We start from the raw sequence: 26,276 nt of genomic DNA on the forward strand, positions 1-26,276 counted from the left end.
AATTCATTTATCGGCAAATATCTGAAAATGTTTAACGGATATTAAAAAATATTCCTCGATGGAGGAATATTTACATATATATCAGTTTGGGCCGTTCAACATATTTATCTGTGACAACGATATATTTTTTAATTTCATTTAACGCCCATTTGAGCTTTTCTTTATCATTTGCATACACCGTTGCGATAGGATCACCTTTTTTTACTATGTCACCTACTTTACCGCCTAGCATAATTCCCACTGATAAATCAATCGTATCTTCTTTTTTCTCTCTTCCTGCCCCTAATTTCATTGCAATAAGCCCTAAATCCAATGCTAATAAATCTTTTATATAAATATCTTCACCTGCTGTCCATGCTTCAACATATTTCGCCTGTGGGAGAAGGCTAAAATCATCGACGATCCTATCATCACCACCTTGTGATGATAAGAATTCCCTGAATTTCATTAAAGCCTTTCCACTTGTTAATGCATCATTTAGCATCCTCTTCGCTTCGTCTGAATCTTTTGCAACGCCTGATATCGTAAGCATATCTGATCCAAGTACCATACAAACATCAAGTAAGTCTTTCGAACCATGGCCTTTCAGTACCTCGATGGCTTCAATAACCTCAAGAGAATTTCCTATAGCAAGTCCTAATGGCTCATCCATATTTGTCACATGTGCGACAGTTTTTCTGCCAACTGAGTTTCCTATATCTACCATAAGCTTTGCGAGCTTTTTAGCACTCTCTAAGTCTTTCATGAATGCGCCACGGCCTAACTTCACATCAAGAACTATGCCATCAGCACCAGATGCAATTTTTTTGCTCATTATAGAGCTTGCTATAAGCGGTATCGAATCGACTGTTGCTGTAACATCTCTTAAGGCATAAAGCTTTTTATCGGCCGGTGTTAAATTGCCGGTCTGCCCTATAATAGCAATTCCATGTTTATTAACATTGTCAATAAATTCTCTTTCGCTAAGTTCGATTCTCATACCAGGTATAGATTCAAGCTTATCAATAGTACCACCAGTGTGCCCAAGTCCTCTTCCTGACATCTTTGCAACAGGTGCACCACATGCGGCTACAAGTGGTGCCAGTACAAGTGTCGTTGTATCTGCTACGCCACCTGTCGAATGTTTGTCAACTTTTATTCCCGAAATACCTGATAAATCAAGTATGTCACCTGAATGTGCCATTGCCATTGTAAGATTAGATGTCTCCTCAGGATTCATTCCCTTAAAATATATAGCCATCAGAAGCGCACTCATCTGATAATCTGGAAGGTAATCCTTTGTATATGATGATATAATAAAATCTATTTCATCTTTTGAAAGAGTACCGCCATTTCTCTTCTTCATAATAAGGTCATACATTCGCATTTTAAAGCCTCCTAACTATATTGGCAATTCATCAAGAAATGATGTTCCATGTCCAGTACTTTTTACATTGAATATCTCCGCAACTGTTGCAGCAATATCCGAAAAAGTATCTCTAACACCAAGATTTACACCATGTTTGAATCGCGGACTATATACAAGTAGTGGTACATATTCCCTTGAATGGTCCGTACTTTTAGTCGTGGGGTCATTGCCATGGTCAGCAGTAATTATTAGTAAATCATCAGCAGTGAGTTTTGATAATATTTCAGGTAATTTATCATCAAAGTATTTTAATGCATCTGCATAACCATGCGGATTATTTCTATGTCCATACAACATATCAAAGTCTACAAGATTTGTAAAAATCAGTCCATTTTTCACATCATCTATCGCTTTTATAGTTGCAGTTATACCATCTTTGTTATTTGTCGTATGATCCCTGCCCGTTATACCGCATCCAGCAAAAATATCCTCTATTTTGCCAATTGCAAACACTTCAAATCCAGCTTCTTTTAGAATTTCAAGTATTGTTGGCTTAAATGGTTTTAATGAAAAATCACGTCTATTTTCGGTTCTTGTAAAATTACCTGGTTTGCCAGTAAAGGGTCTTGCTATAACTCTACCTACTGCATAATCTCCTTTAAGCATTTCCCTTGCAATTGAGCAATAACTATACAATTCTTCAAGTGGAATAATTTCTTCATGTGCGGCAATTTGGAATACACTGTCTGCAGATGTATAAACAATCGGTGAACCTGACTTCATATGTTCTTCACCGAGCTCTTTTATTATTTCAGTGCCTGATGCAGGTTTATTCCCAATAATCTTTCTTCCTATCTTTTCTTCAAAGGACTTTATTATCTCATCTGGAAAGCCGTTTGGAAAAGTTGGAAATGCCCTTTCAATCCATAATCCTGCAATTTCCCAGTGGCCTGTTGTAGTATCCTTGCCAAAAGAGCACTCCCTCATCTTGCCATATCCGCCTATAGCATTTGCATTTGCTTTGACACTCTTAAGTGGTAATATATTACCAAGTCCAAGTCTTTCCATATTAGGTAGATTGACACCTGTTACATCACATATATGCCCAAGTGTATTTGAACCTTCATCACCAAATTTATATGCATCAGGTGCTTCACCTGCACCGACGCTATCAAGTACGATTAATACTACTTTTTTAAACATCTAATCACTCCTCGAATCTTCAATGTAGTTCTATTTCAAATATATGTTTTGCATTTATATATTATTTTTCTTTTGAGTTTGACACTGAACCGTCACCTGTTCCGGTTAATGAAAAGGCACCTGGCAGTAAATCCTTTGCTTTTGTTACTATGTAATCACCTTTGAGGTTACCAAGTATAACTGTTAAATCTTCACCACCGAGTTCAAATATCACCTGTCTACATGCACCACATGGTGAAACAGGGCCAACTGTATCTGCTATAACTGCTATAGCTTTAAGTTTTGTATCACCATTTGAATATGCATTAAATAATGCCGTCCTCTCAGCACAATTCGTAAGCCCATATGAAGAATTTTCGATATTACAGCCTTTATATATATTTCCTTCTTCGGAAATGACACATGCTCCAACTTTAAAATGGGAGTATGGCACATAAGCCTTCTCCCTCGCCTCTTTCGCCAAATCCAATAATTTTTTATGATCCATAATAATGCCTCCTAATATTAATCACGTTTTCTGATTATATAAAAATCAAATTTATCCGCATTGAAATAGTTTGATGAATACAAAATCGGTCTATTGTTGTCATCGTAATGAATCTGCTCAAGCAATAATATTGAGCTATTTTCCCCTACATTTAGTTTTTTCTCAATAATAGCATCATGCCTGACAACTTTAATATTCGATATAGCATAAGTTATCTTGATATTATGCTCCTTTTCTAGATATGCAAACATCGATTGTTCAAAACCACTAAAATTATCTCTAAGTATTTCAACTGGTAATCTATCTATACAATATACTACAGGTATGTCATCCGCTGTCCTTACTCTTTCCACTTTATATATTTCTTCCCCAGTCGCAAGCTTTAGATTTCTCGCTTCACTCTCTATGGCTGGCAGCCTATAAAATGTAAAATCTTTTGTTCCTGGCTTCATTCCTTGCCTTTTTATCAGTGCTGTAACGCTGAAAAGCTCTTCAAGCCCGCTTCTAATAACTGGCCTCTTGCGAACAAAAGTTCCAACGCCTTGCTGCTTTGCTATCAGTCCTTCATCTTCCATTATTCTCATCGCTTCTCTAAGTGTAGCCCTGCTTATACCAAATTCCTTTGAAAGACTGGCTTCGGAAGGAAGTTTTATTCCTTCCTTCCACACACCAGTTTTAATCAGCTCTTCCATCTTGTTAAGAGCAAGTTCATATAGTGGCTTTTTATCTGACATTAACATAAGCTTCCTTACTTCTTTGGTGTGTATGGTACACCATCTGCTGCAGGTGCTACACTCTTACCGCCTACTCCAACTAATGCCAATACTGTGAGAATATATGGAAGCATCATGATAATGTTTTTTGATATCGCAGTATTTTGAAGCTGCATGCTTAATGCCGTTGCAAATCCGAAAAGCAATGCTGCTCCAAATGAACCAAACGGCGTCCATTTGCCAAATATCATTGCAGCAAGTGCAATGTAACCTCTACCACTTGACATATCAGTGCTAAAACTATTTAATACACCTATTGAGAGGTACGCACCACCTATCGCTGAAAAAAGTCCACTTAAAGCTACGCCAAGATATCTTAGTTTTATGACATTGATACCGGCAGTTTCTGCTGCTTCAGGATTCTCTCCAACAGCCCTTATTCTTAAACCCAAATTTGTATGGAATAAGAAATAATTCGCCACAAATATAAGTATTATCATAAGATATACAATTATACTATGGCCGCTTAAAACCTGTCCAACAAAGGGAATACTTTTTAGTCCAGGAATATTTATATTTGGTAGCATCGGTGTATCTGTAGGTGTTCCGCTAAAACCAAATATAGTGTTTAACAAGTATGCCGTAATACCTGATGCAAAAATATTTATCGCCATGCCAAGAATAACTTGGTCTGCTGTCAATGATACTGCTGCCCATGCAAAAATAAGGGCGATAATTATACCGACGACAACTGCACCAAATAAGCCAAGCCACGCACTACCTGTTAGATGCGCAAATAATACTGCAAAAAATGCTGCAATAAGCATTATACCTTCCATTGCTATATTAACAACACCGGATCTTTCTGAAAAAGTACCTCCAAGGGCAGGCAGTGCGAGTGGTGTTGCCATAGCTAATGTAGCCGACCATAATTGAGGATTTAATAGGATCTCCTTCATGATGCCATCTCCTCCTTTTTAACCTTTTTAAATTTACCCTTTAGGATTTCTATTATCTTATCAGCTGCGACAAAGAATATTATTAAACCTGTTATAACGTCTGTAAGCTGTCCGGGAACCTGTGCATTCAATTGCATATACTGTGAACCCGTTCCAAGTGCTGCAAATAATAGTGCTGCAAAAATTACACCGATAGGGTTATTTTTTGCAAGCAGAGAAACAACAATTGCGGTATAACCATATCCTGATGTAAAGCTATCATAAAGTCTGTGCTGTACACCCATAACTTGAACGGCACCTGCAAGTCCTGCAAATATTCCGCTTAAGCTCAAAGAGAGTATAATATTAAATGGAACATTCATACCTGCATATTTAGATGCTCGCTGATTAAAACCAACAGCCCTCATCTCATAGCCCCATACTGTTTTATACATAAGCCAGTATACAAAAAGTGCTGCTATTATGGCTATAAAAATCCCATATGAGAGCTGTGTACCACCAATTAGCGTTGGTAAAACCGCAGATTTTTTAATAAGCGGTGATTGCGGCACAGAGCCTTTTTGCATCATAGGCCCGAACTCTAATAGATAATGGCTAAAATATATCGCTACATAGCTCATCATCATTGTCGTTATTACTTCGTGTGCACCAGTATATGCCTTAGCAAAACCAGGAACAATTCCACCCCAGAGCCCACCTGCAATCATTGCTGCAATAAGTGCAAATGGTATATGGATGTACCATGGCAGACCATTAAAATTATATCCAACCCATGTTCCAACTATCGCACCAATCCAATACTGTCCTTCTGCACCAATGTTAAAGAGCCCTGCATTAAAAGCAATTGCAACACCAAGGCCCGTTATAATAAGTGGAACAGCATTTGCAAGTGTATTTGCAATATTGTCTATATTTCCAAATGCGCCAATAAATAATGATGCATACGCCGTAATAGGATTAAAACCCGTTGCCAACATTATTATAGAACCTATTATGATTGCGATTAATACAGCAAAAGCAGGCATATAAATACTTTTTAATATATTTTTCATCATCACACCTCCGCTTCTTTTGCTCCAAATTGTGAACCTGCCATGAGTAAGCCAATTCTCTCTCTTGTAGCTGTCTTTCCGTCAAGAATGTCCATTAATTTACCATTATGGATTACACCAATTCTATCTGATAGTGACATTATCTCTTCTAATTCTAATGAAACGAGTAATATTCCAGAACCTTCATCTCTCAATTTAAGAAGTCTCTTATGAATATACTCTATAGCGCCGACATCCATACCCCTTGTTGGCTGTACCGCAATTAAAAGCTTTGGATTTGTTCCAACTTCTCTTGCAAGTATTACTTTTTGCTGGTTACCACCTGATAGATTACCAGCTAAAATCGTGTAATCTGTCGGTCTTATATCAAATTCTTTTATCTTTTCATCCGCATTTTTAAATACTTTTTTATATTGGATAATACCATTTTTAGAGTATTCATTATTTTTATACTCTTTCATGACTAAATTTTCAGCAACGGAGAAATTCATTATAAGCCCTTCTTGCTGTCTGTCCTGCGGTATATACGATATTCCGAGCTTGTACCTTTCACGTGTAGGCATTTTCTCTATATTTTTACCATTGTATTTTATTATTCCGGATTTTATTGGCCTTAATCCCATTAACGCTTCAATAAGCTCAGTCTGTCCATTGCCATCTATACCTGCAAGTCCAAATATTTCTCCACTTTTCACGTCAAAACTTACATCTTTAACTTTGTTTACATTCTGCTCACCAGTAACATTTAAGTCTTTTACAGTAAGGACTACATCACCTGGTTTGTATTCTGTCTTTTCTACTCTTAATACAACTTCCCTGCCAACCATAAGGTTTGCTAATTCCTGTTGAGATGTATCCTTTGTATTCAAAGTTCCAACGGTCTTTCCTCGTCTCATGACTGTTACTTTATCGGATATCTCCATAACTTCTTCAAGCTTATGACTTATAAATATTATAGATATTCCTTGTTTTTTGAGATTTTTCATTATCTCAAAAAGTTCTTCTATCTCTTGTGGTGTCAGCATAGCAGTAGGCTCGTCCAAAATTAACAGTTTTGCATTTCTGTAAAATGCTTTTATAATTTCTACCCTTTGCTGCAACCCAACAGTAAGATCTTTTACCTTTATGTCTGGATCTATATCAAGATGATATTTTTTTGAGATATTTTTAATAAGTTCATTTGCCTTCTTTTTGTTGTAAGAAATTCCCCCAGGTTCTGCACCTAATACTATATTCTCAGCAACAGTAAGAACGGGTATTAGCATAAAATGCTGATGTACCATGCCAATTCCTTTTTCTATTGCCTCATGAGGTCCATTTAAATTTAACACCTCACCATTAAATTTTAATATGCCTGAATCAGGTTTATAAAGTCCATATATAACGTTCATTAAAGTAGATTTACCAGCACCGTTTTCGCCAAGTATTGCGTGTATTTCCCCTTTTTCTACTGTCAAATTTACTCCATCATTCGCTCTGACTTTTGGAAAAATCTTCGTAATATTATTGACTTCAAGTAAAGCACTCATTAAAATACCTCCTAAAAAGGGGCTGAACACTGTCAGCCCCGAAGTTTGCCTTTATTTTTGTACTTTATCTGAAACTTTTATGCTTCCGTCCTTAATCTGTTTTGCATAATCATTGACTTTATCAATTACTGTTTGTGGTACATCTTTTATTGGCTTTGCAAATCCAACACCATCATTTGATAAGTCGAAATACACCATACCGCTTTTGAACTTGTTATCAAGTGCACTCTTTATAATATCAAATGTCGCAACATCAACTTTCTTAAGTGCTGATGTCATAACAGTTTCAGGTGCTAAATAATTCTGGTCTGCATCGACACCTATTGCAAATATATTCTTTTCTTGTGCCGCCTTTATAACACCGTCACCTGTTTGTCCAGCAACAGGGAATACTACGTCAGCACCTTGGCTTATCTGTGTTAATGCCATTTGTTTACCTGTTGCAGGATCATCAAATTTGCCAGTATAACTTACAAGCACTTTAGTATCTGGATTTACTGCTTTAACACCTTGCTGGAAACCTGCTATATAGCTGTCAACCGGTGGTATTTGCATTCCTCCAACAACACCTACTACATTTTGATCATTTATTTTAGGATTCTTTTCTTTTTCCATAAGTCCTGCCATAACACCAACTAAGTATCCACATTGCTCTGTCTTAAATGATGCTGATGCAACATTTGGCCTATCTGTTATATCAGAGTCTATTATCATAAACTTTACATCGGGGAATTGTTGTGAAACCTGTTCAACTGCGTCTTTCATAAGGAAACCAACTGCTATTATTAGGTTGTATTTCTGCTGTGCAAACTGTGTTAGATTTGTCACATAATCTGTCTGCTGTTTTGACTGTATGAAATTTGTCGTAATGCCAAGATCTTTTTTGGCTTTTTCAAGTCCTTGATATGCCAACTGGTTGAAACTGTGGTCATTTATGCCGCCGACATCTGTAACAAGTCCTACTTTAAAGTCTTTGTTTTTAGCTGTTTCACTTGTACTCTTTGACTGTGTTGATTCTTGTTTTGTCTTTGCTGTGCAACCTGATAGCAATGATAAAGCAAGTACAGTTACAAGAATCAATGAAAGCACTACACGTAACTTTTTCATTGTATAACCTCCTATTATTTGTTATCGTTTTCCATTTTTTAACCCACTTAAATAAATTTATTGTTGTCTGACATCTAACAAGATTATAATTCTATCATTATATGAAATACAACACCTCCTATGTCTCATATTATGAATATATGTCCTGTTTTCTATGTATTTCTCTTTTATTCTCAATTTTTTATTGTATTTGTATTTTCATTTGATAATTTATTACCCTTTCATGGAAATATTTAATATTTCCTCTTTGACCGGTTCATACCTCTTTATAAGGTCCTCACACATTTTTACTGCACTTTTTGTTATATTTTCATCTTTTATATATTGAGCATTGACTTTAACATTAATCATGGCACTATGAAGTCCTGCAAAAAGGAGCAGTGCACCAACAGCGGCATCTGATACAGCATTTTGATTTCCATATTGTGCGATAAGTAGTGTCGGTGTAAATCCTTCACCGCATAATTGTGCCAGTTTTAAAGGTACATTCATAGCATTTATGTAGGCTTTTTGTAAAGTTTCATTTCTAATTGCTTTATTTTCATCAGTGTCCCTTGGCATCTTAATAGCCTTAATCACGGCTTCATATGCATTTTTGTCATCATCAATCAATTTTATGTATTCATCAAGGAGTCTTTCACATATCTTTAAGCCATTTTCAATTTCGTCTTTTATATCGCTGTCATATTCATTATAGAAATCTCTTCCTATTGTAAGATTATAAACCATCGATGAAAGTGCTATACCAAGTCCAGCTGCGACCGCCGCGGCACTTCCACCACCTGGTGCTGGTGTGGCTGATGCTACTTTCCTTAGATAATCATTAAGAGAATCATTTATAAGCATAAAACCATCTCCTTTTTTAATACTCAAATTTATTATAACCTAATTTGTCTATTTATGCCAATTATTCTTTTTTAATTGAAAGTTGATCAACGTACATGACCCTTGTACATTATTCGTAGATTCTATTTTCTATAACTTTATCATAGGAGAAATTTTCCATCCTTAAATAATACTCTGCAGTATCATAAAGTGCTTTTGCAGGTATTAAGCCTATCAATTCACTACTAATTACATTTACACCATACCTTGCCGCCTCACTTTTTATTGTTTCAAAGACTCTATATACTGGAGTTTTTGTAAAGTTTGTTAGATTCATTGAAACCTGAACAATATTTCTTTCTTTTAAATTTACTCCCATTGCTTTTACATACCTGTATCCACCATTAGAAAATCTTACTGCTTTAGCAATTTTATTTGCGATTTCTATATTATCTGTAGAAAGATTGACATTATATGCAATTAAATAATGTCTTGCACCGACAACAGTTGCACCACTTTTTTCGTTCATTTCTTGCGGACCGAAATCAGGTATCCACTCGGGTTTTTTTATCTTCTCAAAAAAATGTTCATATTCTCCTCTTCTTATATCCTCGAGCCGCTTTCTCTCTGGCTTTGTCTGAGCTTCCTCATAAAGATAAACAGGTATTTTAAGCTCTTCACCGATGCGTTTTCCTACCTCTTTAGCTAGCTCAACACATTCATCCATTGTCACATTTTTTACAGGAATAAATGGCATAACATCTAAAGCGCCTATCCTTGGATGCTCACCTCTATGTAGCCTCATATCTATTATTTCAGAAGCTTTTTTAGCAAGATTAAATGCGGCCTCTTTAAGCCCTTCAATATCACCGCAAAATGTTATAACAGATCTATTATGATCCTTATCTGATGAATAATCTAACAATTTAACCTCTTTTACTGCTACTACTTCTGCAACAAGTTCCGCTATTTTTTTAGAGTCTCTTCCTTCGCTGATATTTGGTACACATTCAATAATCTTTTTCACTAGTATCCCTCATTCTTAAAATAATTAGTATAAAGCGTGATATACTTCACATTATTGCACAGATTGAAAATGTTCAAGTATTTATGGTAAAACATATCATATAAATAAGATATAATAAATAATGCACTTTTTCAACAAAAAATTAAAGAGCCATAAAGGCTCTCTTAAGGTTCTGTCGTTGCTGCATATATTACAAGATTTGCACTTTGCCCTGGTGTATATGATTTAAATGCTACCCTTGCATATGGCATATGACCGTCTGTATTCATTATTAAATGATCCCCGGGGCCAAAAACAGGAACAGAAATAAACGGAAGTATATTATCTATCCAGTCAATACCGTCTGCACTAAGTTGTACAATTACATATGCATTATTGGCTCCACCTATATTTCTTATTCCAAAAGTTGCTGTTCTCGGACCTAATATTAGTGGAGTAGATCCAGTATAATTATCCGTCGTCATTACATATTCAGGTGGATATACTATGGTTTTCTCCATCATATAATCTATAACAAGTTGCGGACGATTAGCTGGATTTGCACACTCTTTACTTCTAAAGCCGATAAGTGAAAGTGTCGTTTCCAGGCATATTACCGTCACACCATAATTTACAATGGTATTATCTATCCATCCTTTAACTAAGTTTGTTATATCCCATTCGAGATAGGTATTTATTTCATTAGTAATATTTAAAACGGCATCTGGTGTTGTTGATACCGGCGGCCGGTTATTATAAGCCACTGTACTTTCAGAGAAACTGCTTAAATTGCGATATACTTTAACGGACTTCATTATAGCTGGCACATCATTTCTATAAATATACATTCTCAATTTTGCAGAATTTATTGAGCTACTCGCAGGTATTGATGATACATCAAATTGAATAAGACTTCTATATCTATCATTTATCCCTTGATAAAGCCCTACAAAAAGGGCATCACTCCCTCCAAAATTTGTTGTTGGATAATATTCAGAAATATATGCATCCTGTACTGGGGATAGTGAGAGCATGACACAATATCACCTCTTTACTAATTTTGAAAAACTTTTATTTTCATCATTTAAAGTAGCTAATTTTGACATACTTTTTCCGGATGTTACTAAATTTACATCACTTATCAAACTACTATTTAAAATGCCTATATCTATTGATGAAATATTTTTATTATTTTTATCATCGGATATTAGATCAGCATTAACAGACATTGATATCTCCTTCCAAAATATATTTCTTCTATAATATAATATAGATACATAATTTATGTTAATATTATTTCACAAATATTAATATTTGTTTTATATCATTATTGCTTTGTATTAGTTTTTTAATTAATAAAAAAAATACGGACCATTAAGATCCGTATAATATAACCCTATCCTTATAATATCTCTATATAATCCTCCAGTTTCCCGTCATCAAGACAGCACTCTATAATCTGCCTTCCAAGCTGTGATAAATCCGTTGTTAAATATTTTTTTAGCTCTTTTTTGAAGAAATCTGTAAGTATTTTTGCTCCTTTATCAAAGGCTTCATCACCGACTTCGGGCTGTAAATTAACCTGTAAGAAGTGTTTTGGCATAAATTCTCCATCTATTTTTAATGATTCCAAAGAATACCCGAGCAATGAGCAGCGGGAATGGCTTAACTGGTCAGGTCTAAATTTAGCTCCACCGCGCCTTGATAGATACTCTCTAGCTATCCATTGTGGCATAAAACCGACCTTATATGCACCAATATGCTGGTTCGGTATTAATACATATTTTGTCGCAGGTGTTTCTACAATTTGATCCAGTATCAAATTAGCATGTTTTACCATTTTCCCTGTTGCAAATGGCCAATAAGATCCAACACCCTCACTGCTTATTCCTTCTGTATCAATAATACTTGGATTTGCGTACCCCCTTGGTGCTACAAGTCTCCAAAGCCACGCTATTGAAGGTGGTAAGACATGGAGAATACCCATTATTCCATAAGAAGGGTTTTCCCTTGTACACGGTGGTGTCCTCACACCAAAACTTCTAATATCTATTTCAACGGCATCATTTACTGTATTTTTTATAAAACCTCGTGGCATTATTACCCTTGGATTTGTACAAGGCTTGCCAGGACTATCCTCTATGTGATCCCATATGAGACATGTGGAATTTGGCACGCCAACGATATTTAGAAAAACCAATGGTTCTTTAGGATGTATGCATAATCTTTCAAGGTCTGGGTTTGAACCATATTCAGTAATGTGGTCAAGCCTTATAAACCAACCTTTTTCAGCATCTTTTACAACTAATTTCTTGCTATCATTTTGATATGATGGATGGCATAATGCCATATCATCTGTCACAGGCTGTAGTTCACTGTTCTCCTTTAATTCCATATGGTATTTTTCATTTGTGATTATGTTTGTACCAAAAAGAATCCTACCATCAAGCTCTCTCGGAAGTTGTTCTGTCATTTCACTTTTTCCACCGCCACTTGCACCTTCATGCATTATAGTCATTATATTATCATATGGTGTGATTACTCTGACTGTCGAAGCATGAGCAGTAATCCATCCTTCTCTTTCACCTATATCAAGAAGGACACTGTATACGCCCTTTTTTGCACTTGGACCTGGATACAAATTATATGAAAAGAGCTCCTGTAAATCATCGCGCCTATTATGAACAACTACTTGTTTCCCATCGAAATGTGTATGTCTAAAAGGCGGCGCAACAAATATTATTGCAATGGGTTTAAACTCACCTTTAAGCTTTTCTTTAGGTATAAATCCCTGTATATCAGCAAGTGCTAAGACAAAAAATGCCGCATTCTTCGGGGCAACTACTAATGCCGGATATCCTAAGTTCTCATCACCGGCCATAAATGGCATAATAATCAAATCCTGTTCTCTTAGCCATTGGAATGTTTTGTGCCTTAATGGTTCAAAATCTACGCCGAACCTATCTTTATACCTTATCTTATCTGTCTCTTTATCATCCGCTATAACCATACAGTTCGGTTCACGTCTCCTCATATATGGCTCAGGGTAATTTACAGCATAACCGTTTTTGCATTTTGTAACAGTTGCCTCTACAATTCTGCCATATCCTGGGACATCATATGCAACTTCGAATGTGTCATTCTTCCCATATCCTATTGCTAAATTTAATAGTTGCTGTCTACTTTCTGGTATAATAGGATTTTTATCGCCTTTGATAATTTCTTCAACATCCTCTGGTAATATGAAATAATCTAAAATACCAGTTTCCATCATTTTCATTCCTTTCACAACGCAAAGCGCATAATTTTTTGAAATACGATATATTAATAAAATAGAAAACAAATATTTTATAAAAGCCAATATTTATCCATTCTGCTTAGATAAATACTGGCTTATAAATAACAAAATTTGATAAATACTTCATAAAATCCCCCTATGACTAACTTTCAATATAGAAAAAATTCATATGATTTATTTTATCATTTTCAAGTAATAAAGTCAATCCTATTTCGGTGTTATTTACAATATGAATTTTTTATTTATGCTTTAATTCATCACATCCACTTTTTCACTTTGAATATTATTATTTCAATTAAAACAATTAATCCCATAACGAAAAGTGCTGCATAGTATCCATAATTCCAATTAAGCTCTGGCATATATTTGAAATTCATGCCGTATATTCCGGTTATAAGTGTAAGTGGCATCATTACGGTCGTAATTATAGTTAGGACTTTCATCACTTCATTCATCCTATTTGAAATCTGCGACATATAAAGGTCGAGTGTACCAGCTAGCAAATCTTGGTATGTATCAATCAAATCAAAAATTCTCAAAAGATGATCATACACATCCATAAAATATAGTCTGTTATCTTCTTTAATTATATCAAAATCGTGCCTCAATAAAATATTTATAACTTCCCTTTGGGGTGATAAAATTCTCCTCAACTTAAGCATATTTCTTTTAAGGTTTAAAATTTCACTTTGTATTTCCTTTTTTGGATCTTTAAGTATTACCTCTTCAATTATGTCAATTCTTTCTCCAAGCTTATCTGTAAGTGGTAAATAATCATCAACAACAGCGTCAAATAGATCATGTAATATAAAATCTATTCCTCTTTTAAAGATCACAGTACTTTCTTCAGTCCTTTTAAAAACATTATCAATAATATCGAGATTTTCCCAATGAATAGTTACAATATAATTATATGCAAGAAAAATGTAAATTTCAGAGTATATAAATCTCTTATTTATATCCCTTCCTTTAAATGCATTAAAAATAATAAAATAATAATTTTTATAATTATCAACTTTTGAGCGCTGTTGTTTTATAATTGTGTCTTCAATTGCAAGTGGATGAAAATGAAAAACATCAGATAAAATAGATATTTCATCATCAGATGGTTTTTCAATGTCAACCCAAATAAGTGTATCATTATTGAGTGAATTTACTATATCATTATATGTATTTTCTTTTTTAATTATATCATCTTTATAAATTAGTGACCTTATCATATCACACACCCTAATATATTAGTTTCTATTACTATATTATATCATTATTTGTAAGGCAAATATCTATCTCATTAAAAAATTTAATAAAAATATTTTTATATTTTTAATATCTGTGATATAATTATTCTAGAACTGTTATATAAAGTCTATTGGCATATTATTAAGCATTTTCGAAAGCTGTTATATAAATTGTAAACATCTGTTATATAACGGTACATAATTTTTTATACTGTATTATAATAAATGCTGTCAATATGCCTATAGAATTATATAAAAAAATATAAGAGAGGGGAAATATAATGTCTAAGGTTATGAAGACCATGGATGGCAATACAGCTGCTGCACATGTTGCGTACGCATTTACAGAAGTGGCTGCCATCTATCCTATAACTCCATCATCACCAATGGCAGAACATGTCGATGAATGGAGTGCACATGGAAGGAAGAACATATTCGGACAAGAAGTAAGAGTTATTGAAATGCAGTCTGAAGCAGGTGCCGCAGGTGCAGTCCACGGTTCACTCTCTGCTGGTGCATTGACAACAACATTCACAGCTTCACAGGGACTTCTATTGATGATCCCTAACATGTACAAAATTGCCGGTGAACTTTTACCAGGCGTATTTCATGTTAGTGCTCGTGCTCTTGCATCACATGCACTATCTATATTTGGTGACCATCAAGATGTTATGGCGTGCCGTCAAACAGGTTTTGCTATGCTTGCATCTGGCAGTGTACAAGAAGTTATGGATCTTGCTGGTGTAGCACACTTATCAGCTATAAAAGGTAGAGTACCATTTTTGCATTTCTTCGACGGATTCAGAACATCACATGAATACCAAAAAATCGAAGTAATTGATTATGAAGACCTTAAAAAGCTTGTTGACACAGATGCATTAAAGGCATTTAAGAAAAGAGCTTTAAATCCTGATCATCCAGTAACAAGGGGTACAGCACAAAATCCTGACATATACTTCCAGGAAAGAGAAGCTGCAAATAAGTTCTACAATGCTATACCTGGTATTGTTGAAGAGTACATGAAGGAAATAAGCAAAATTACAGGAAGAGAATATAAATTATTCAATTATTATGGAGCACCAGATGCTGATAGAATTATAATTGCAATGGGTTCTGTAACAGAAGCAATCGAAGAAACAATTGATTATCTATCAAAGAAGGGTGAGAAAGTCGGTGTTGTTAAAGTACATCTATATAGGCCTTTCTCATTCAAACATTTCTTAAGCGCTATACCAAATACAGTAAAGAGAATTGCTGTATTAGATAGAACAAAAGAAGCAGGTGCTTTTGGTGAACCACTTTACGAAGATGTTAGAGCTGCATTCTATGATAGTGAATTTAAGCCCATTATAGTAGGTGGACGTTATGGCCTAGGCTCAAAAGATACAACACCTGCACAAATTTTAGCAGTATATGAAAACTTAAAAGCAGATAAGCCAAAAAATAATTTCACAATAGGTATTGTTGATGATGTATCAAATACATCACTTCCTGTTGGTGAAGAAATAGAAACAACAGCAGAAGGTACAATTAGCTGCAAATTCTGGGGATTCGGTTCAGATGGTACAGTTGGTGCAAATAAGAGTGCTATACAAATTATCGGTGATAACACAGATATGTATGCACAGGCTTATTTTGCATATGACTCAAAGAAATCAGGCGGTGTAACAATATCGCACTTGCGCTTTGGCAAAAAGCCTATAAGGTCAACATACCTTATAAACAATGCTGATTTTGTTGCATGCCATAAACAAGCATATGTTTACAATTATGATGTTCTTGCCGGTCTTAAAAAGGGTGGCACATTCTTATTAAACTGCACTTGGAAGCCGGAAGAGCTTGATGAGAAATTGCCTGCATCTATGAAGAGATACCTTGCAAAGAACAATATTAAATTCTATATTATTGATGCTGTTGATATAGCTAAGGAATTGGGACTGGGTGCTAGAATCAATATGATAATGCAGTCAGCATTCTTTAAACTTGCAAACATCATTCCTATAGAAGATGCAGTAAAACACTTAAAGGAAGCTATAGTTAAATCATATGGCCATAAAGGTGAAAAGATAGTAAATATGAACTATGCTGCCGTTGACCGCGGTATAGAATCACTTGTAAAAGTAGATGTACCTGCATCATGGGCAGACGCACAAGATGAAGTAAAAGAGATTAGAAAAGCACCTGATTTCATAAAGAATATTGCAGATGTTATGAATAGGCAGGAAGGTGACAAATTACCCGTTAGTGCATTTACTGGTATGGAAGATGGTACATTCCCAATGGGTACCGCCGCATATGAAAAACGCGGTATCGCTGTCGATGTTCCTGAATGGCAGATTGACAACTGCATACAGTGTAATCAGTGTGCATATGTATGTCCACACGCAGCAATAAGACCATTCTTACTAAATGAAGATGAAGTCAAGAATGCACCCGATGGATTTACATCAAAGAAAGCTATTGGAAGAGGTTTTGATGGATTAAACTTCAGGATACAAGTAAGCGTGCTTGATTGTACAGGTTGTGGTGTTTGCGCAAATACATGTCCTGCTAAAGAAAAGGCACTTGTTATGAAACCACTTGAGACACAGCTAGACCAAGCAAAAAATTGGGAATATGCTATGACACTTTCACATAAGGAAAACCCAATGTCAACAGATACTGTTAAAGGAAGCCAGTTCGAGCAGCCACTACTCGAATTCTCAGGTGCATGTGCTGGTTGTGGTGAGACACCATATGCAAAACTTGTAACACAATTATTCGGTGATAGAATGATGATTGCTAACGCAACAGGTTGTTCATCAATTTGGGGCGGTAGTGCACCATCAACACCATATACTGTAAACAAAGACGGTCATGGTCCTGCATGGGCTAACTCACTTTTTGAAGATAATGCAGAATATGGCTTTGGTATGGTTCTTGCAGTAAAACAACAAAGAGAAAAGCTTGCTGATTTGGTAAAGGAAGCTCTTGAACTTGATATAACACCTGAACTTAAAGACGCTTTAAAATCATGGCTTGACAATATGAATAATGCTGAAATAACAAAGAAAGCATATAAAACAATAGTTCCACTCATTGAAGGCTATAATACAGCCGATGCTAAAGTTAAAGAAGTTCTAAATGAGATACTCGACAGAAAAGAATTCATCGTGAAAAAGTCTCAGTGGATATTCGGTGGCGATGGTTGGGCATATGATATAGGCTTTGGTGGTCTCGACCATGTTCTTGCATCAGGTGAAGACGTAAATGTACTCGTATTTGATACTGAAGTATATTCGAATACTGGTGGACAGTCATCAAAATCAACACCTGTCGGTGCTGTTGCACAGTTTGCTGCAGCTGGTAAAGCAGTTGGCAAGAAAGACCTCGGAAGAATTGCTATGAGTTATGGTTATGTATATGTAGCACAGGTTGCTATGGGTGCAAATCAAGCTCAGCTTCTAAAAGCATTGAAAGAAGCTGAAAGCTATCCAGGTCCATCACTTATAATTGCTTATGCACCATGTATTAACCACGGTATCAGAATTGGTATGGGTTGCAGCCAAATTGAAGAGAAAAAAGCAGTTGAAGCAGGATACTGGCATCTGTACAGATATAATCCGCTTCTTAAGGCCGAAGGCAAAAATCCGTTTATACTTGATTCAAAAGCACCTACTGCTCCATACAGAGAATTTATCATGGGTGAGGTTCGTTACTCATCACTTGCAAAGGCATTCCCTGAAAGAGCGGAAAAACTATTTAGCAAAGCTGAAGAACTCGCAAAAGAAAAATATGAAACATATGCTAAACTTGCAAAAGAAAACTAATATAAAATATATATTAAATGAGCGAAGAATAATCTTCGCTCATTATTTTTTGTATTTGAATTTATTTTACTTTGTCTAATAATTAAAAGCATAGCGTTATTAAAAACAAAATAAAGGATTTTTGTACTTTTTGTAGAATATATAATTAAAATGAGTTTTATCTCGGAGGTTTCATAATGGGGGATCTCATTAAGTTTGAAACACACAAACATATTTATTATGATTCTTATAAAAGATGTGACTTTTCATCTGTAAGAAAAGACTTAAATTATCTTTTAAAAGGTGATTTTGATTATAATATATCATATAAAGCTAAAGCATTAATTGATATTTTTAAAGAAGCTGTAGCAAAAATAAATATGAAAAATAATTTAAGAGAGTACATATACATATTGTGTGACAATAAAGCAAATATACTTGATGTAATATCACCGGACAGCTTTATTGACTTTTGTGATTCTATTAATTTAAAACCAGGTTATAGTTTGAATGAAAAGTATTCCGGAACAAATGCCGTGGCACTTGCACTTATGGAAAAATGTAAAGTTTTTATTAAAAAAGAAGAACATTATTGTGCACTTTTCCATAATCTATATTGTATTGCAAATCCTATATTTGGTGACCAAAATAAAATAATTGGTGCATTTGATATATCTTATATATCTGATAAAAATTATATTTACATGCCTAATTACAAAAATTTTATATGTTAATAAAAAGATCCCTCTATATTTTAAAATGGTCTTGTTTAACAATGTAAAGTTTTATATAATTAATGTTATGAACTATACATTGAGGAGCGAATGATATGAAGGAAAAAATAAAGATGACAAATCCCATCGTTGAATTAAATGGTGACGAAATGACCAGAATTATCTGGAAGATGATTAAAGAAATGCTTATCGAGCCTTTTGTGGAGCTTAAAGCAGAATATTATGATCTAGGTTTAAAAAATAGAGATATAACAGATGATCAAGTTACAATTGATGCAGCAAATGCCATAAAAAAATATAAAGTCGGTGTTAAGTGCGCAACAATAACACCTAATGCTCAAAGGATGGAAGAATATAAGCTTAAAAAGATGTGGAAAAGTCCAAACGGTACCATAAGAGCAATACTTGACGGTACTGTTTTCAGAACACCAATTATAGTAAAAGGAATACGTCCTCTTGTTGGAAATTGGGTAAAACCTATTACCATCGCGCGTCATGCATATGGTGATATATACAAAGATGTCGAATATCGTGTCGAGAAATCAGCAAAAGCAGAACTTGTTATAACATATGAAAATGGCGAAGTAGTAAGGCAGACTGTACATGATTTTAAAGGCCCCGGTGTATTGATGGGAATGCATAATCTTGACGCCTCAATAGAAAGCTTCGCAAGAGCATGTTTTAATTATGCCCTAAATCAAAAACACGATTTATGGTTTGCAACAAAAGACACCATATCTAAAACATATGACCATACTTTTAAGGACATTTTTAATCATATATACGAAAATGAATATAAGGATAAATTTAATGAAGCAGGCATTGAATATTTCTATACATTGATAGATGATGCTGTAGCAAGAGTCATAAGGTCAGAAGGCGGTATGATATGGGCATGTAAAAATTACGATGGTGATGTAATGTCAGATATGGTAGCGACTGCATTTGGAAGCCTCGCCATGATGACATCTGTCTTAGTATCTCCTGATGGTAACTATGAATATGAAGCAGCTCATGGCACAGTAACTCGTCATTATTACAAATATCTAAAAGGTGAAGAAACATCTACAAATCCAATCGCTACTATCTTTGCATGGACCGGAGCACTTAGAAAGCGCGGTGAATTAGATGAAAATAAGTCACTTATAAAGTTTGCTGAAAAACTTGAGGTAGCTTCACTTAAACCAATAGAAAATGGAATAATGACGAAAGACCTTGCTATGATATCAAATCTACCGAATAAAAAAGCTGTAAATACTAAGGAATTTCTAAACGAAATTAAAAATAATCTCGAGAAAATAATATAAATTGCCTTAAAAAATGCCCTTAATGAATTAAAGGGCATTTTGTTTTGATTTTTACTATAATCTGTTTATCAGGGGGAATAACGTTGGTTTTCTTAAAAGGAATCGAAAGCATATTGCCAATTATAATAATTATTATTGTAGGATATGTACTCACAATGAAAAAATGGTTTGACGTAAAAACATCTGAATTATTCTCAAAAATTGTAGTAAATATTTCGCTTCCCGCCCTTATGTTTTACAATGTCATGAACAATATAAATAAAAATCAGCTTGTTCATATGGGGCTTGGCTTAATTACAGCTTTTCTAAGTATTTTTATATCATACGTAATCGCTCATTTTCTAATAATAATTCTAAGATTAGACCGAAAAAAAATAGGTTTATTCTCGGCTATATTTGCTTTTTCAAATACAATTTTTGTTGGGCTACCTGTTAATCAGGCTCTTTTTGGTGATAAAGCTGTTCCCTATGTCCTACTATATTATGTTGCAAACACGACACTTTTTTGGACTATAGGTTTATATAACATTAGAAGAGATGTTGAAGATATTAAAGATGGTTTTTCTATTATCGATGCCATTAAAAAGATTATTTCCCCGCCTTTATTGGGTTATTTAATGGGTGTTTTATTTATAGTATTTGGGCTTAAAATGCCTCATTTTATTATGGACACTGCTAGATACATTGGTGATATGACGACACCTTTATCGATGCTTTTTATTGGTATATCGATATATTTAACAGATTTAAGGGATTTTAAGTTGGATAAGACTATGTGGTTTTTATTTCTTGGAAGGTCAATTATAACGCCCTTGATAGCAATTTTAATGCTTCACTTCTTTAATCTAAATATTTTAATGAAAAAAGTATTCGTAATACAAAGTGCACTTCCCGTTATGACACAAATTGCAATTGTATCCCATGCATATAATAACGACCAAAAGTATCCTGCTATCATGATAGCAATAACGAACCTTTTAAGCTTAATCATTATACCCGCTTATATGTACTTAATAAATATTTTATTTTAAGATTTAAAAATTTAAAAAATTAAAGATCTTGATATATATACTTAAATTAAAAGGGCAGATTTACTACCCTTTTATATTCATAATGTATTTGCTGTAGTATTAGTAGTATTTGTTGATGTTCCACTGGAAGTCTTCCCTGATTTATTTTTACTTCCCTTTAAATAATTTAATATATCCTGCTCCTGTTGTGATGTAATTTTATTGTCCTTTACCGCTTGGTCAAGGGCATTTTTAAATTTCGCATATGAATTTTCATATTTACCAAAATTTTTTAAAAACCCTTTATACATTCTATTAATTTCTGGTGGATATCCATTGCCATCCCATTTGTTGACCTTGTCAGTGTAATTCTTAATCAATTCATTTGCCTTATCTTGTGTAAGCTTACCTTCCTGAACTCTTTTGTTTATATCAGTTGTAAAATCGCTAATTAATTTTTGTTTCTTCTGATCGAGTGTCAAATTGTTAAAGTCTTTGATTTTCTGTTCTACACTGTTGATTTTTGCTATTAAACTGTCCATCTTGTCTTTGCTAATTTTGCCTTCATTGTACTTTTCAGTTATTTTTGCTTTGAGATTTTCAAGTCTTGTAATTGGATCAACTTTTGTAGGAGCAGTTTGTGCTGTGGAGTTATTACCATTTGTTTGCTGTGGTGCAACAGTTTCATCTGCAAAAGCCATTGTAGATAATAACATCACACCCATTACAGCGATTGCCAATATTTTTTTGCCTTTTGACATCAATCATTACCTCCTTTGAAATTGATATTATTATTATATCCACAAGTTGTGTCACAATTTTGTTAGAGTAATTAATAATTTGTAAAACTTATATATAACCATTCAAGAAAAAATTGCATAATGTTGCTGACTTGTAGAAAAATATATGAAGAAATTAATTTTTAGGAGGAATAGAATGAAAGCAACAAAAAGATTAATAGCTATTTTTTTAATATCGGTTTTTGCTTTAAGCCTTGTTTCATGTAAGACAAAGTCAAAAACATCCACACAAAAACCTACAGCTCCAAAAACACCTACAATAGCTTATAAAGATGGTACATATACTGGTGCTGGACCAAAATGGTCAAAAGGAAGTGAAGATGCTACAGTAGTTATTAAAGGTGGTAAAATAACTAATATTACACTAAGAAGGCTTGATACAAGTGGTAAAGAAATAGATTACAACAAATGGACTGGACAAAAAGATCCTAAGTCAGGCAAGGTCTTCCCTAATCTAAAAAAATTTAGAGTGGATATGGCAAAAAGGATGATAGATAAACAGACATATAACGTTGATACCATAGCAGGTGCAACAGAATCTACAAAAAACTGGAAGATAGCTGTAAAAAATGCGCTTGAAAAAGCGAAGAAATAAAATATGGAAAAGTGCACATATAGTCCCTATAAAAGTAGGGGCTTTTCATTGTAAATTTTCAATATATATTATAAAATTAATATATATGAAGGGAGTGAAAATAATGGATGCTTTATCAAAAGCAAAGAAATTTTATAAAGATGAATTTGAATCAAAGCAACTTTATTCATATTTGGCAAAAGTTGAAACTAATCCGGAAATTAAAGAAACTTTTAATGAGTTGACAAAGATTGAAGCAAAACATGCAAAGTTTTGGTATATGTTTTTAAATGAAAGAGGTATAAATGTAAGTGCAATATTACATAATCATAGACTATGGATTTATAAAATATTGAGAATGTTACTTGGAAACCGATTATTTATAACAATTTTGGAAATGAAGGAATCAAATAGCACCGATGAATATTATAATTATTATAATGATCCAATTTTGACTGAAAAGGAGCGGAATTATCTATCACAAATAATAGAAGACGAATTAGAACATGAAAAAAACTTTGGTAAGCAAAAAGGGAATTCCGACTTTGGTAATATACGTGATTTTATACTTGGCATGAACGATGGCCTTGTTGAAATACTTGGTACAGTAACAGGTCTTACTGCGGTATATCCAAAGAGCTCATTGGCTGTTGGAACATCTGGCCTTGTTGTCGGCATTGCCGGTGCACTATCAATGGCAATAGGCGCATATACATCTGTAAGATCCCAAAGACAAGTTAATGAAGGTATTAAAAACAAAATGGAACTTTTATTTAATGTTTCAAAGGACAGAGCAAAGGAAGAATTATTAAGTAAATTAAATGATTCTGGCATACCCAATGATATTAGTAAGGAAGTCGTAGAAAAATTAGGTGATAATAAAGATGCAATGACAAATCTTCTTGTAGAAGATGTTAAAGAAAATGAAATAAAATCAGCATTATATACAGGTATAGCATACCTTGTAGGACTTGTATTCCCTGTTATACCATACTTTTTTGTAGCATCTTCATCCCTTGTTGCGCTTGTATTTTCTGTAATTTTTGCGGCTATTGCTTTATCAATTGTAGGTACTGTTGTCTCAATTGCATCTGAAAGCCTTTCTATAAAAAGTAAAATAATTGAAATGGTTGTAACTGGTCTTGGTGCTGCTGCACTTTCATATTTATTCGGCAAATTAGTTCAGCTAATTTTCGGCATTCAAGCATAAAATGGCGTTTACCGCCATTTTATTTTACCTTTCTTTTTACATGTTTGTAGTAATACGATATAAATATTGTAAAAACATAATCATAAAATAGAAATAAAAATTGCAATGTTAATAAAAATACTATAATAGGATACTTAGTAACGTATAATCTCATCATAAAAAAATTGCTAAAAATATTATATGTAGTAAATAAGTCAATATTGAAAAACAAGAGTTTTAAAATGATTTCTATATATTTGGTTTTACTTTTTTGTTCTATAAATGATTTTATTAGTCCATAACATCCAAATAACAATATATAAAATGCAGCTATAAATTTATTTGGTAATAACAATACTGTAAGAACAGATGTAACAATATAAAATATAAATCCAGTTCCCATATTGCTTTCAATTACAATAGTGGCAACTACAAAAGATGAAAGAGCAAGCAAAAAGAATCTGCTCGTCGGTAAAACAGATGCAATGTAGAGTATAATCAAATTTATTGCGGCTAATATACCACCAAGAGCAATGGATCTTGTCTTCGCCATAAATTCATCTCCTTAAAAACATCTGCATATATCTCCGCCCATACATTCACAGCATGTATCACAGGCCCATAAAGTAAATAGTGCCTGACAACAATCATCACGGTCTGTCCTTCTATAGACATCCCCTTGGTAAGCACCTCTTTGCATTTCCATATTATTTAACGCTTCACGATACTCAACATTATTTGGTTCCATATTTACAGCTGTTCTAAAGTTATTATAAGCCTCTCCAAATCTGCCTCTACGATAGTTTATATGACCATAAAGATAATACCACCGAGCACTTCTATTCCTTATATTATTCAATATGTTTTCAGCAGTATAAATATCATTTCGATTCAAGGCATTAATTACCTCGTAATACATGCTTTCATCATCACTATATGCACTTTCACTATTATTATAACTTCTTCCATATCCGTTATTACTGTTGGTACTTGTATTTCCTTCCATAATCGCTTTATATGCATCATTTATCTCTCTTAATTTTTCTTCTGCAAGGTCTCTTAGAGGGTTATCACCATATTGGTCTGGATGATATTTTTTAACAAGTTCTCTATACGCTTTTTTTACTTCCTCAATTGAAGCTCCTTCTTTTAATCCTAATACTTCATATGGGTTTTGCATGATTTTTCTCCTTCCACTATTCTTCTAAATTCTATAAATAAACCTATTTTAAATATATTTTCTATTATTCCGATATTCTTCTTGAATTTTATTCTTTCATATATATTAGCAATATTTGACAATGTAAAAGTAAGATTAAAATTAGTCCAATCATCAATTTCTTTCTTAATATTATAATCCATCCCGTTATAGTTAAATTGCAAAACAAATGGATTATAATTTGATCTTTTTATATCCTCCTCCATATCGTTATAAGCATCGATTATATATATAAATCTTCCAAGATGATATGCAATTTCTTTGATATTTTTAGCACTATCTTTATCTACGTCCAAATAATCATAAGCAAAAACTTCTTTTAAAATATTTGCAAATGGTTCTGCTGCAATATCTACTTTATCACATTTTTCATTTTCAAGCTTGCAAAGGTCATCAAGATATTTCTTTATAATTTGGGCCTTGTAGGGATATCTTCTATAAGACTTTATATATTGCCTTCGAAATAAAGCTTCCATTGCCCCGCTTAAAATATTTTTATTATCTTTTTTCATGTCTACAAATTTATAATAAACAAGTATTGAATTCATATCTGCAGCATATTGGATAAATGGATTATTTTTTATTATAGGCTTCTTTTTAAAAGGATTTGCAATGCACCCTTCCACAGCCATATTAATCTTTTCATTTGACAAGCCTGATAAAAAAATAGCAAGATATGTAAGCTCATAATTTAATGTAAAACGGCTTATCTCACCATATCTTTTACCTATCTCTTTGCATAATCCGCAATAATACGCTCTAAAAATATCATAATCTTTAATCTTCAACTCTGGTTTGTACGGTTTTATATATCCAAACATTTAATCTTCCCTTTAAAAAATAATCCTGATACTATTGTATCAGGATAAAATCCATATTTCAAATTAAAT

At 33.7% G+C, this 26,276-nt stretch carries 24 protein-coding genes; 6 read left to right on the top strand and 18 right to left on the bottom strand.

The annotated features are described in order from the left end of the window. Nucleotides 1–70: 70 nt before the first annotated feature. From CPG45_RS03345 to corA, 14 genes are all read right to left on the bottom strand, one after another. Nucleotides 71–1,366 (bottom strand): pyrimidine-nucleoside phosphorylase, encoded by a 1,296-nt coding sequence (locus tag CPG45_RS03345; RefSeq protein WP_096230627.1) that lies wholly within the window; start codon nt 1,364–1,366, stop codon nt 71–73. Nucleotides 1,367–1,381: 15 nt separating this feature from the next. Continuing rightward, entirely contained in the window at nt 1,382–2,551 is a 1,170-nt protein-coding gene (locus CPG45_RS03350; RefSeq protein WP_096230628.1) for a phosphopentomutase, read from the bottom strand. A gap of 61 nt (nt 2,552–2,612) precedes the next feature. After that, a complete protein-coding gene (locus tag CPG45_RS03355; RefSeq protein ID WP_096230629.1) occupies nt 2,613–3,038 on the bottom strand; it encodes a cytidine deaminase in 426 nt (141 codons plus the stop codon). A gap of 17 nt (nt 3,039–3,055) precedes the next feature. Then, nucleotides 3,056–3,778 carry a GntR family transcriptional regulator gene (locus tag CPG45_RS03360; RefSeq protein ID WP_096230630.1) on the bottom strand — a complete coding sequence of 241 codons (723 nt, stop codon included), beginning with the start codon at nt 3,776–3,778 and terminating at the stop codon, nt 3,056–3,058. An 8-nt stretch (nt 3,779–3,786) separates the two neighbouring features. Continuing rightward, a complete protein-coding gene (locus CPG45_RS03365) occupies nt 3,787–4,710 on the bottom strand; it encodes an ABC transporter permease (RefSeq protein WP_096230631.1) in 924 nt (307 codons plus the stop codon). Then, nucleotides 4,707–5,762: an ABC transporter permease gene (locus CPG45_RS03370; protein ID WP_096230632.1), complete on the bottom strand. Its 1,056-nt coding sequence runs from the start codon at nt 5,760–5,762 to the stop codon at nt 4,707–4,709. The genes CPG45_RS03365 and CPG45_RS03370 overlap by 4 nt, the downstream gene beginning before the upstream one ends. Nucleotides 5,763–5,764: 2 nt before the next feature. Then, nucleotides 5,765–7,291 carry an ABC transporter ATP-binding protein gene (locus tag CPG45_RS03375; RefSeq protein ID WP_096230633.1) on the bottom strand — a complete coding sequence of 509 codons (1,527 nt, stop codon included), beginning with the start codon at nt 7,289–7,291 and terminating at the stop codon, nt 5,765–5,767. A gap of 51 nt (nt 7,292–7,342) precedes the next feature. Next, complete coding sequence (locus CPG45_RS03380; RefSeq protein ID WP_096230634.1) at nt 7,343–8,398, bottom strand: BMP family lipoprotein; 1,056 nt, start codon at nt 8,396–8,398, stop codon at nt 7,343–7,345. Between the two features lie 213 nt (nt 8,399–8,611). Further along, nucleotides 8,612–9,244 (bottom strand): cyclodeaminase/cyclohydrolase family protein, encoded by a 633-nt coding sequence (locus tag CPG45_RS03385; RefSeq protein WP_096230635.1) that lies wholly within the window; start codon nt 9,242–9,244, stop codon nt 8,612–8,614. Between the two features lie 109 nt (nt 9,245–9,353). Continuing rightward, nucleotides 9,354–10,250: a glutamate formimidoyltransferase gene (gene ftcD / locus CPG45_RS03390; protein ID WP_096230636.1), complete on the bottom strand. Its 897-nt coding sequence runs from the start codon at nt 10,248–10,250 to the stop codon at nt 9,354–9,356. A 164-nt stretch (nt 10,251–10,414) separates the two neighbouring features. After that, nucleotides 10,415–11,263, bottom strand: a complete 849-nt coding sequence (locus CPG45_RS03395) for a DNRLRE domain-containing protein (RefSeq protein ID WP_096230637.1) — start codon at nt 11,261–11,263, stop codon at nt 10,415–10,417. Between the two features lie 9 nt (nt 11,264–11,272). Continuing rightward, on the bottom strand, nt 11,273–11,458 hold the full coding sequence (locus CPG45_RS03400; RefSeq protein ID WP_096230638.1) for a hypothetical protein: 186 nt from the start codon (nt 11,456–11,458) through the stop codon (nt 11,273–11,275). 173 nt (nt 11,459–11,631) lie between these two features. Beyond that, nucleotides 11,632–13,503 (bottom strand): DUF4914 family protein, encoded by a 1,872-nt coding sequence (locus CPG45_RS03405; RefSeq protein ID WP_502695799.1) that lies wholly within the window; start codon nt 13,501–13,503, stop codon nt 11,632–11,634. Between the two features lie 281 nt (nt 13,504–13,784). Beyond that, nucleotides 13,785–14,747 carry a magnesium/cobalt transporter CorA gene (gene corA / locus CPG45_RS03410; RefSeq protein ID WP_096230639.1) on the bottom strand — a complete coding sequence of 321 codons (963 nt, stop codon included), beginning with the start codon at nt 14,745–14,747 and terminating at the stop codon, nt 13,785–13,787. A 299-nt stretch (nt 14,748–15,046) separates the two neighbouring features. Between corA and nifJ the strand changes: the two genes are divergently transcribed. From nifJ to CPG45_RS03430, 4 genes are all read left to right on the top strand, one after another. Continuing rightward, the gene (nifJ, locus tag CPG45_RS03415) at nt 15,047–18,574 is read left to right on the top strand and encodes a pyruvate:ferredoxin (flavodoxin) oxidoreductase (RefSeq protein ID WP_096230640.1); all 3,528 of its coding nucleotides are present in this window, start codon (nt 15,047–15,049) and stop codon (nt 18,572–18,574) included. Nucleotides 18,575–18,750: 176 nt separating this feature from the next. After that, nucleotides 18,751–19,287, top strand: coding sequence for a hypothetical protein (locus CPG45_RS03420; protein WP_096230641.1), 537 nt, complete (start codon nt 18,751–18,753; stop codon nt 19,285–19,287). Between the two features lie 95 nt (nt 19,288–19,382). Next, entirely contained in the window at nt 19,383–20,594 is a 1,212-nt protein-coding gene (locus CPG45_RS03425; RefSeq protein ID WP_096230642.1) for an NADP-dependent isocitrate dehydrogenase, read from the top strand. An 83-nt stretch (nt 20,595–20,677) separates the two neighbouring features. Then, nucleotides 20,678–21,625, top strand: coding sequence for an AEC family transporter (locus CPG45_RS03430; protein ID WP_096230643.1), 948 nt, complete (start codon nt 20,678–20,680; stop codon nt 21,623–21,625). Between the two features lie 77 nt (nt 21,626–21,702). Here the strand turns inward: CPG45_RS03430 and CPG45_RS03435 are convergent, their stop codons facing one another. Beyond that, the gene (locus CPG45_RS03435; RefSeq protein ID WP_096230644.1) at nt 21,703–22,365 is read right to left on the bottom strand and encodes a hypothetical protein; all 663 of its coding nucleotides are present in this window, start codon (nt 22,363–22,365) and stop codon (nt 21,703–21,705) included. A gap of 175 nt (nt 22,366–22,540) precedes the next feature. On the opposite strand from CPG45_RS03435, the gene CPG45_RS03440 reads away from it, so the two are divergent. Both CPG45_RS03440 and CPG45_RS03445 read left to right on the top strand, forming a co-directional pair. After that, a complete protein-coding gene (locus CPG45_RS03440; protein ID WP_096230645.1) occupies nt 22,541–22,999 on the top strand; it encodes an FMN-binding protein in 459 nt (152 codons plus the stop codon). 103 nt (nt 23,000–23,102) lie between these two features. Then, nucleotides 23,103–24,188 carry a VIT1/CCC1 transporter family protein gene (locus tag CPG45_RS03445; protein WP_096233444.1) on the top strand — a complete coding sequence of 362 codons (1,086 nt, stop codon included), beginning with the start codon at nt 23,103–23,105 and terminating at the stop codon, nt 24,186–24,188. A 19-nt stretch (nt 24,189–24,207) separates the two neighbouring features. On the opposite strand, the gene CPG45_RS03450 is transcribed toward CPG45_RS03445, so the two are convergent. Genes CPG45_RS03450 through CPG45_RS03460 form a run of 3 tightly spaced genes read right to left on the bottom strand, consistent with a single transcriptional unit; the run spans nt 24,208 to nt 26,207 of the window. Further along, nucleotides 24,208–24,720: a hypothetical protein gene (locus CPG45_RS03450; protein WP_096230646.1), complete on the bottom strand. Its 513-nt coding sequence runs from the start codon at nt 24,718–24,720 to the stop codon at nt 24,208–24,210. A 12-nt stretch (nt 24,721–24,732) separates the two neighbouring features. Beyond that, on the bottom strand, nt 24,733–25,347 hold the full coding sequence (locus CPG45_RS03455; RefSeq protein WP_096230647.1) for a DnaJ domain-containing protein: 615 nt from the start codon (nt 25,345–25,347) through the stop codon (nt 24,733–24,735). Continuing rightward, complete coding sequence (locus CPG45_RS03460; RefSeq protein ID WP_096230648.1) at nt 25,323–26,207, bottom strand: DUF5685 family protein; 885 nt, start codon at nt 26,205–26,207, stop codon at nt 25,323–25,325. The genes CPG45_RS03455 and CPG45_RS03460 overlap by 25 nt, the downstream gene beginning before the upstream one ends. Nucleotides 26,208–26,276 lie beyond the last annotated feature (69 nt).

This window comes from Thermoanaerobacterium sp. RBIITD, assembly GCF_900205865.1.
Lineage (GTDB): Bacteria > Bacillota > Thermoanaerobacteria > Thermoanaerobacterales > Thermoanaerobacteraceae > Thermoanaerobacterium.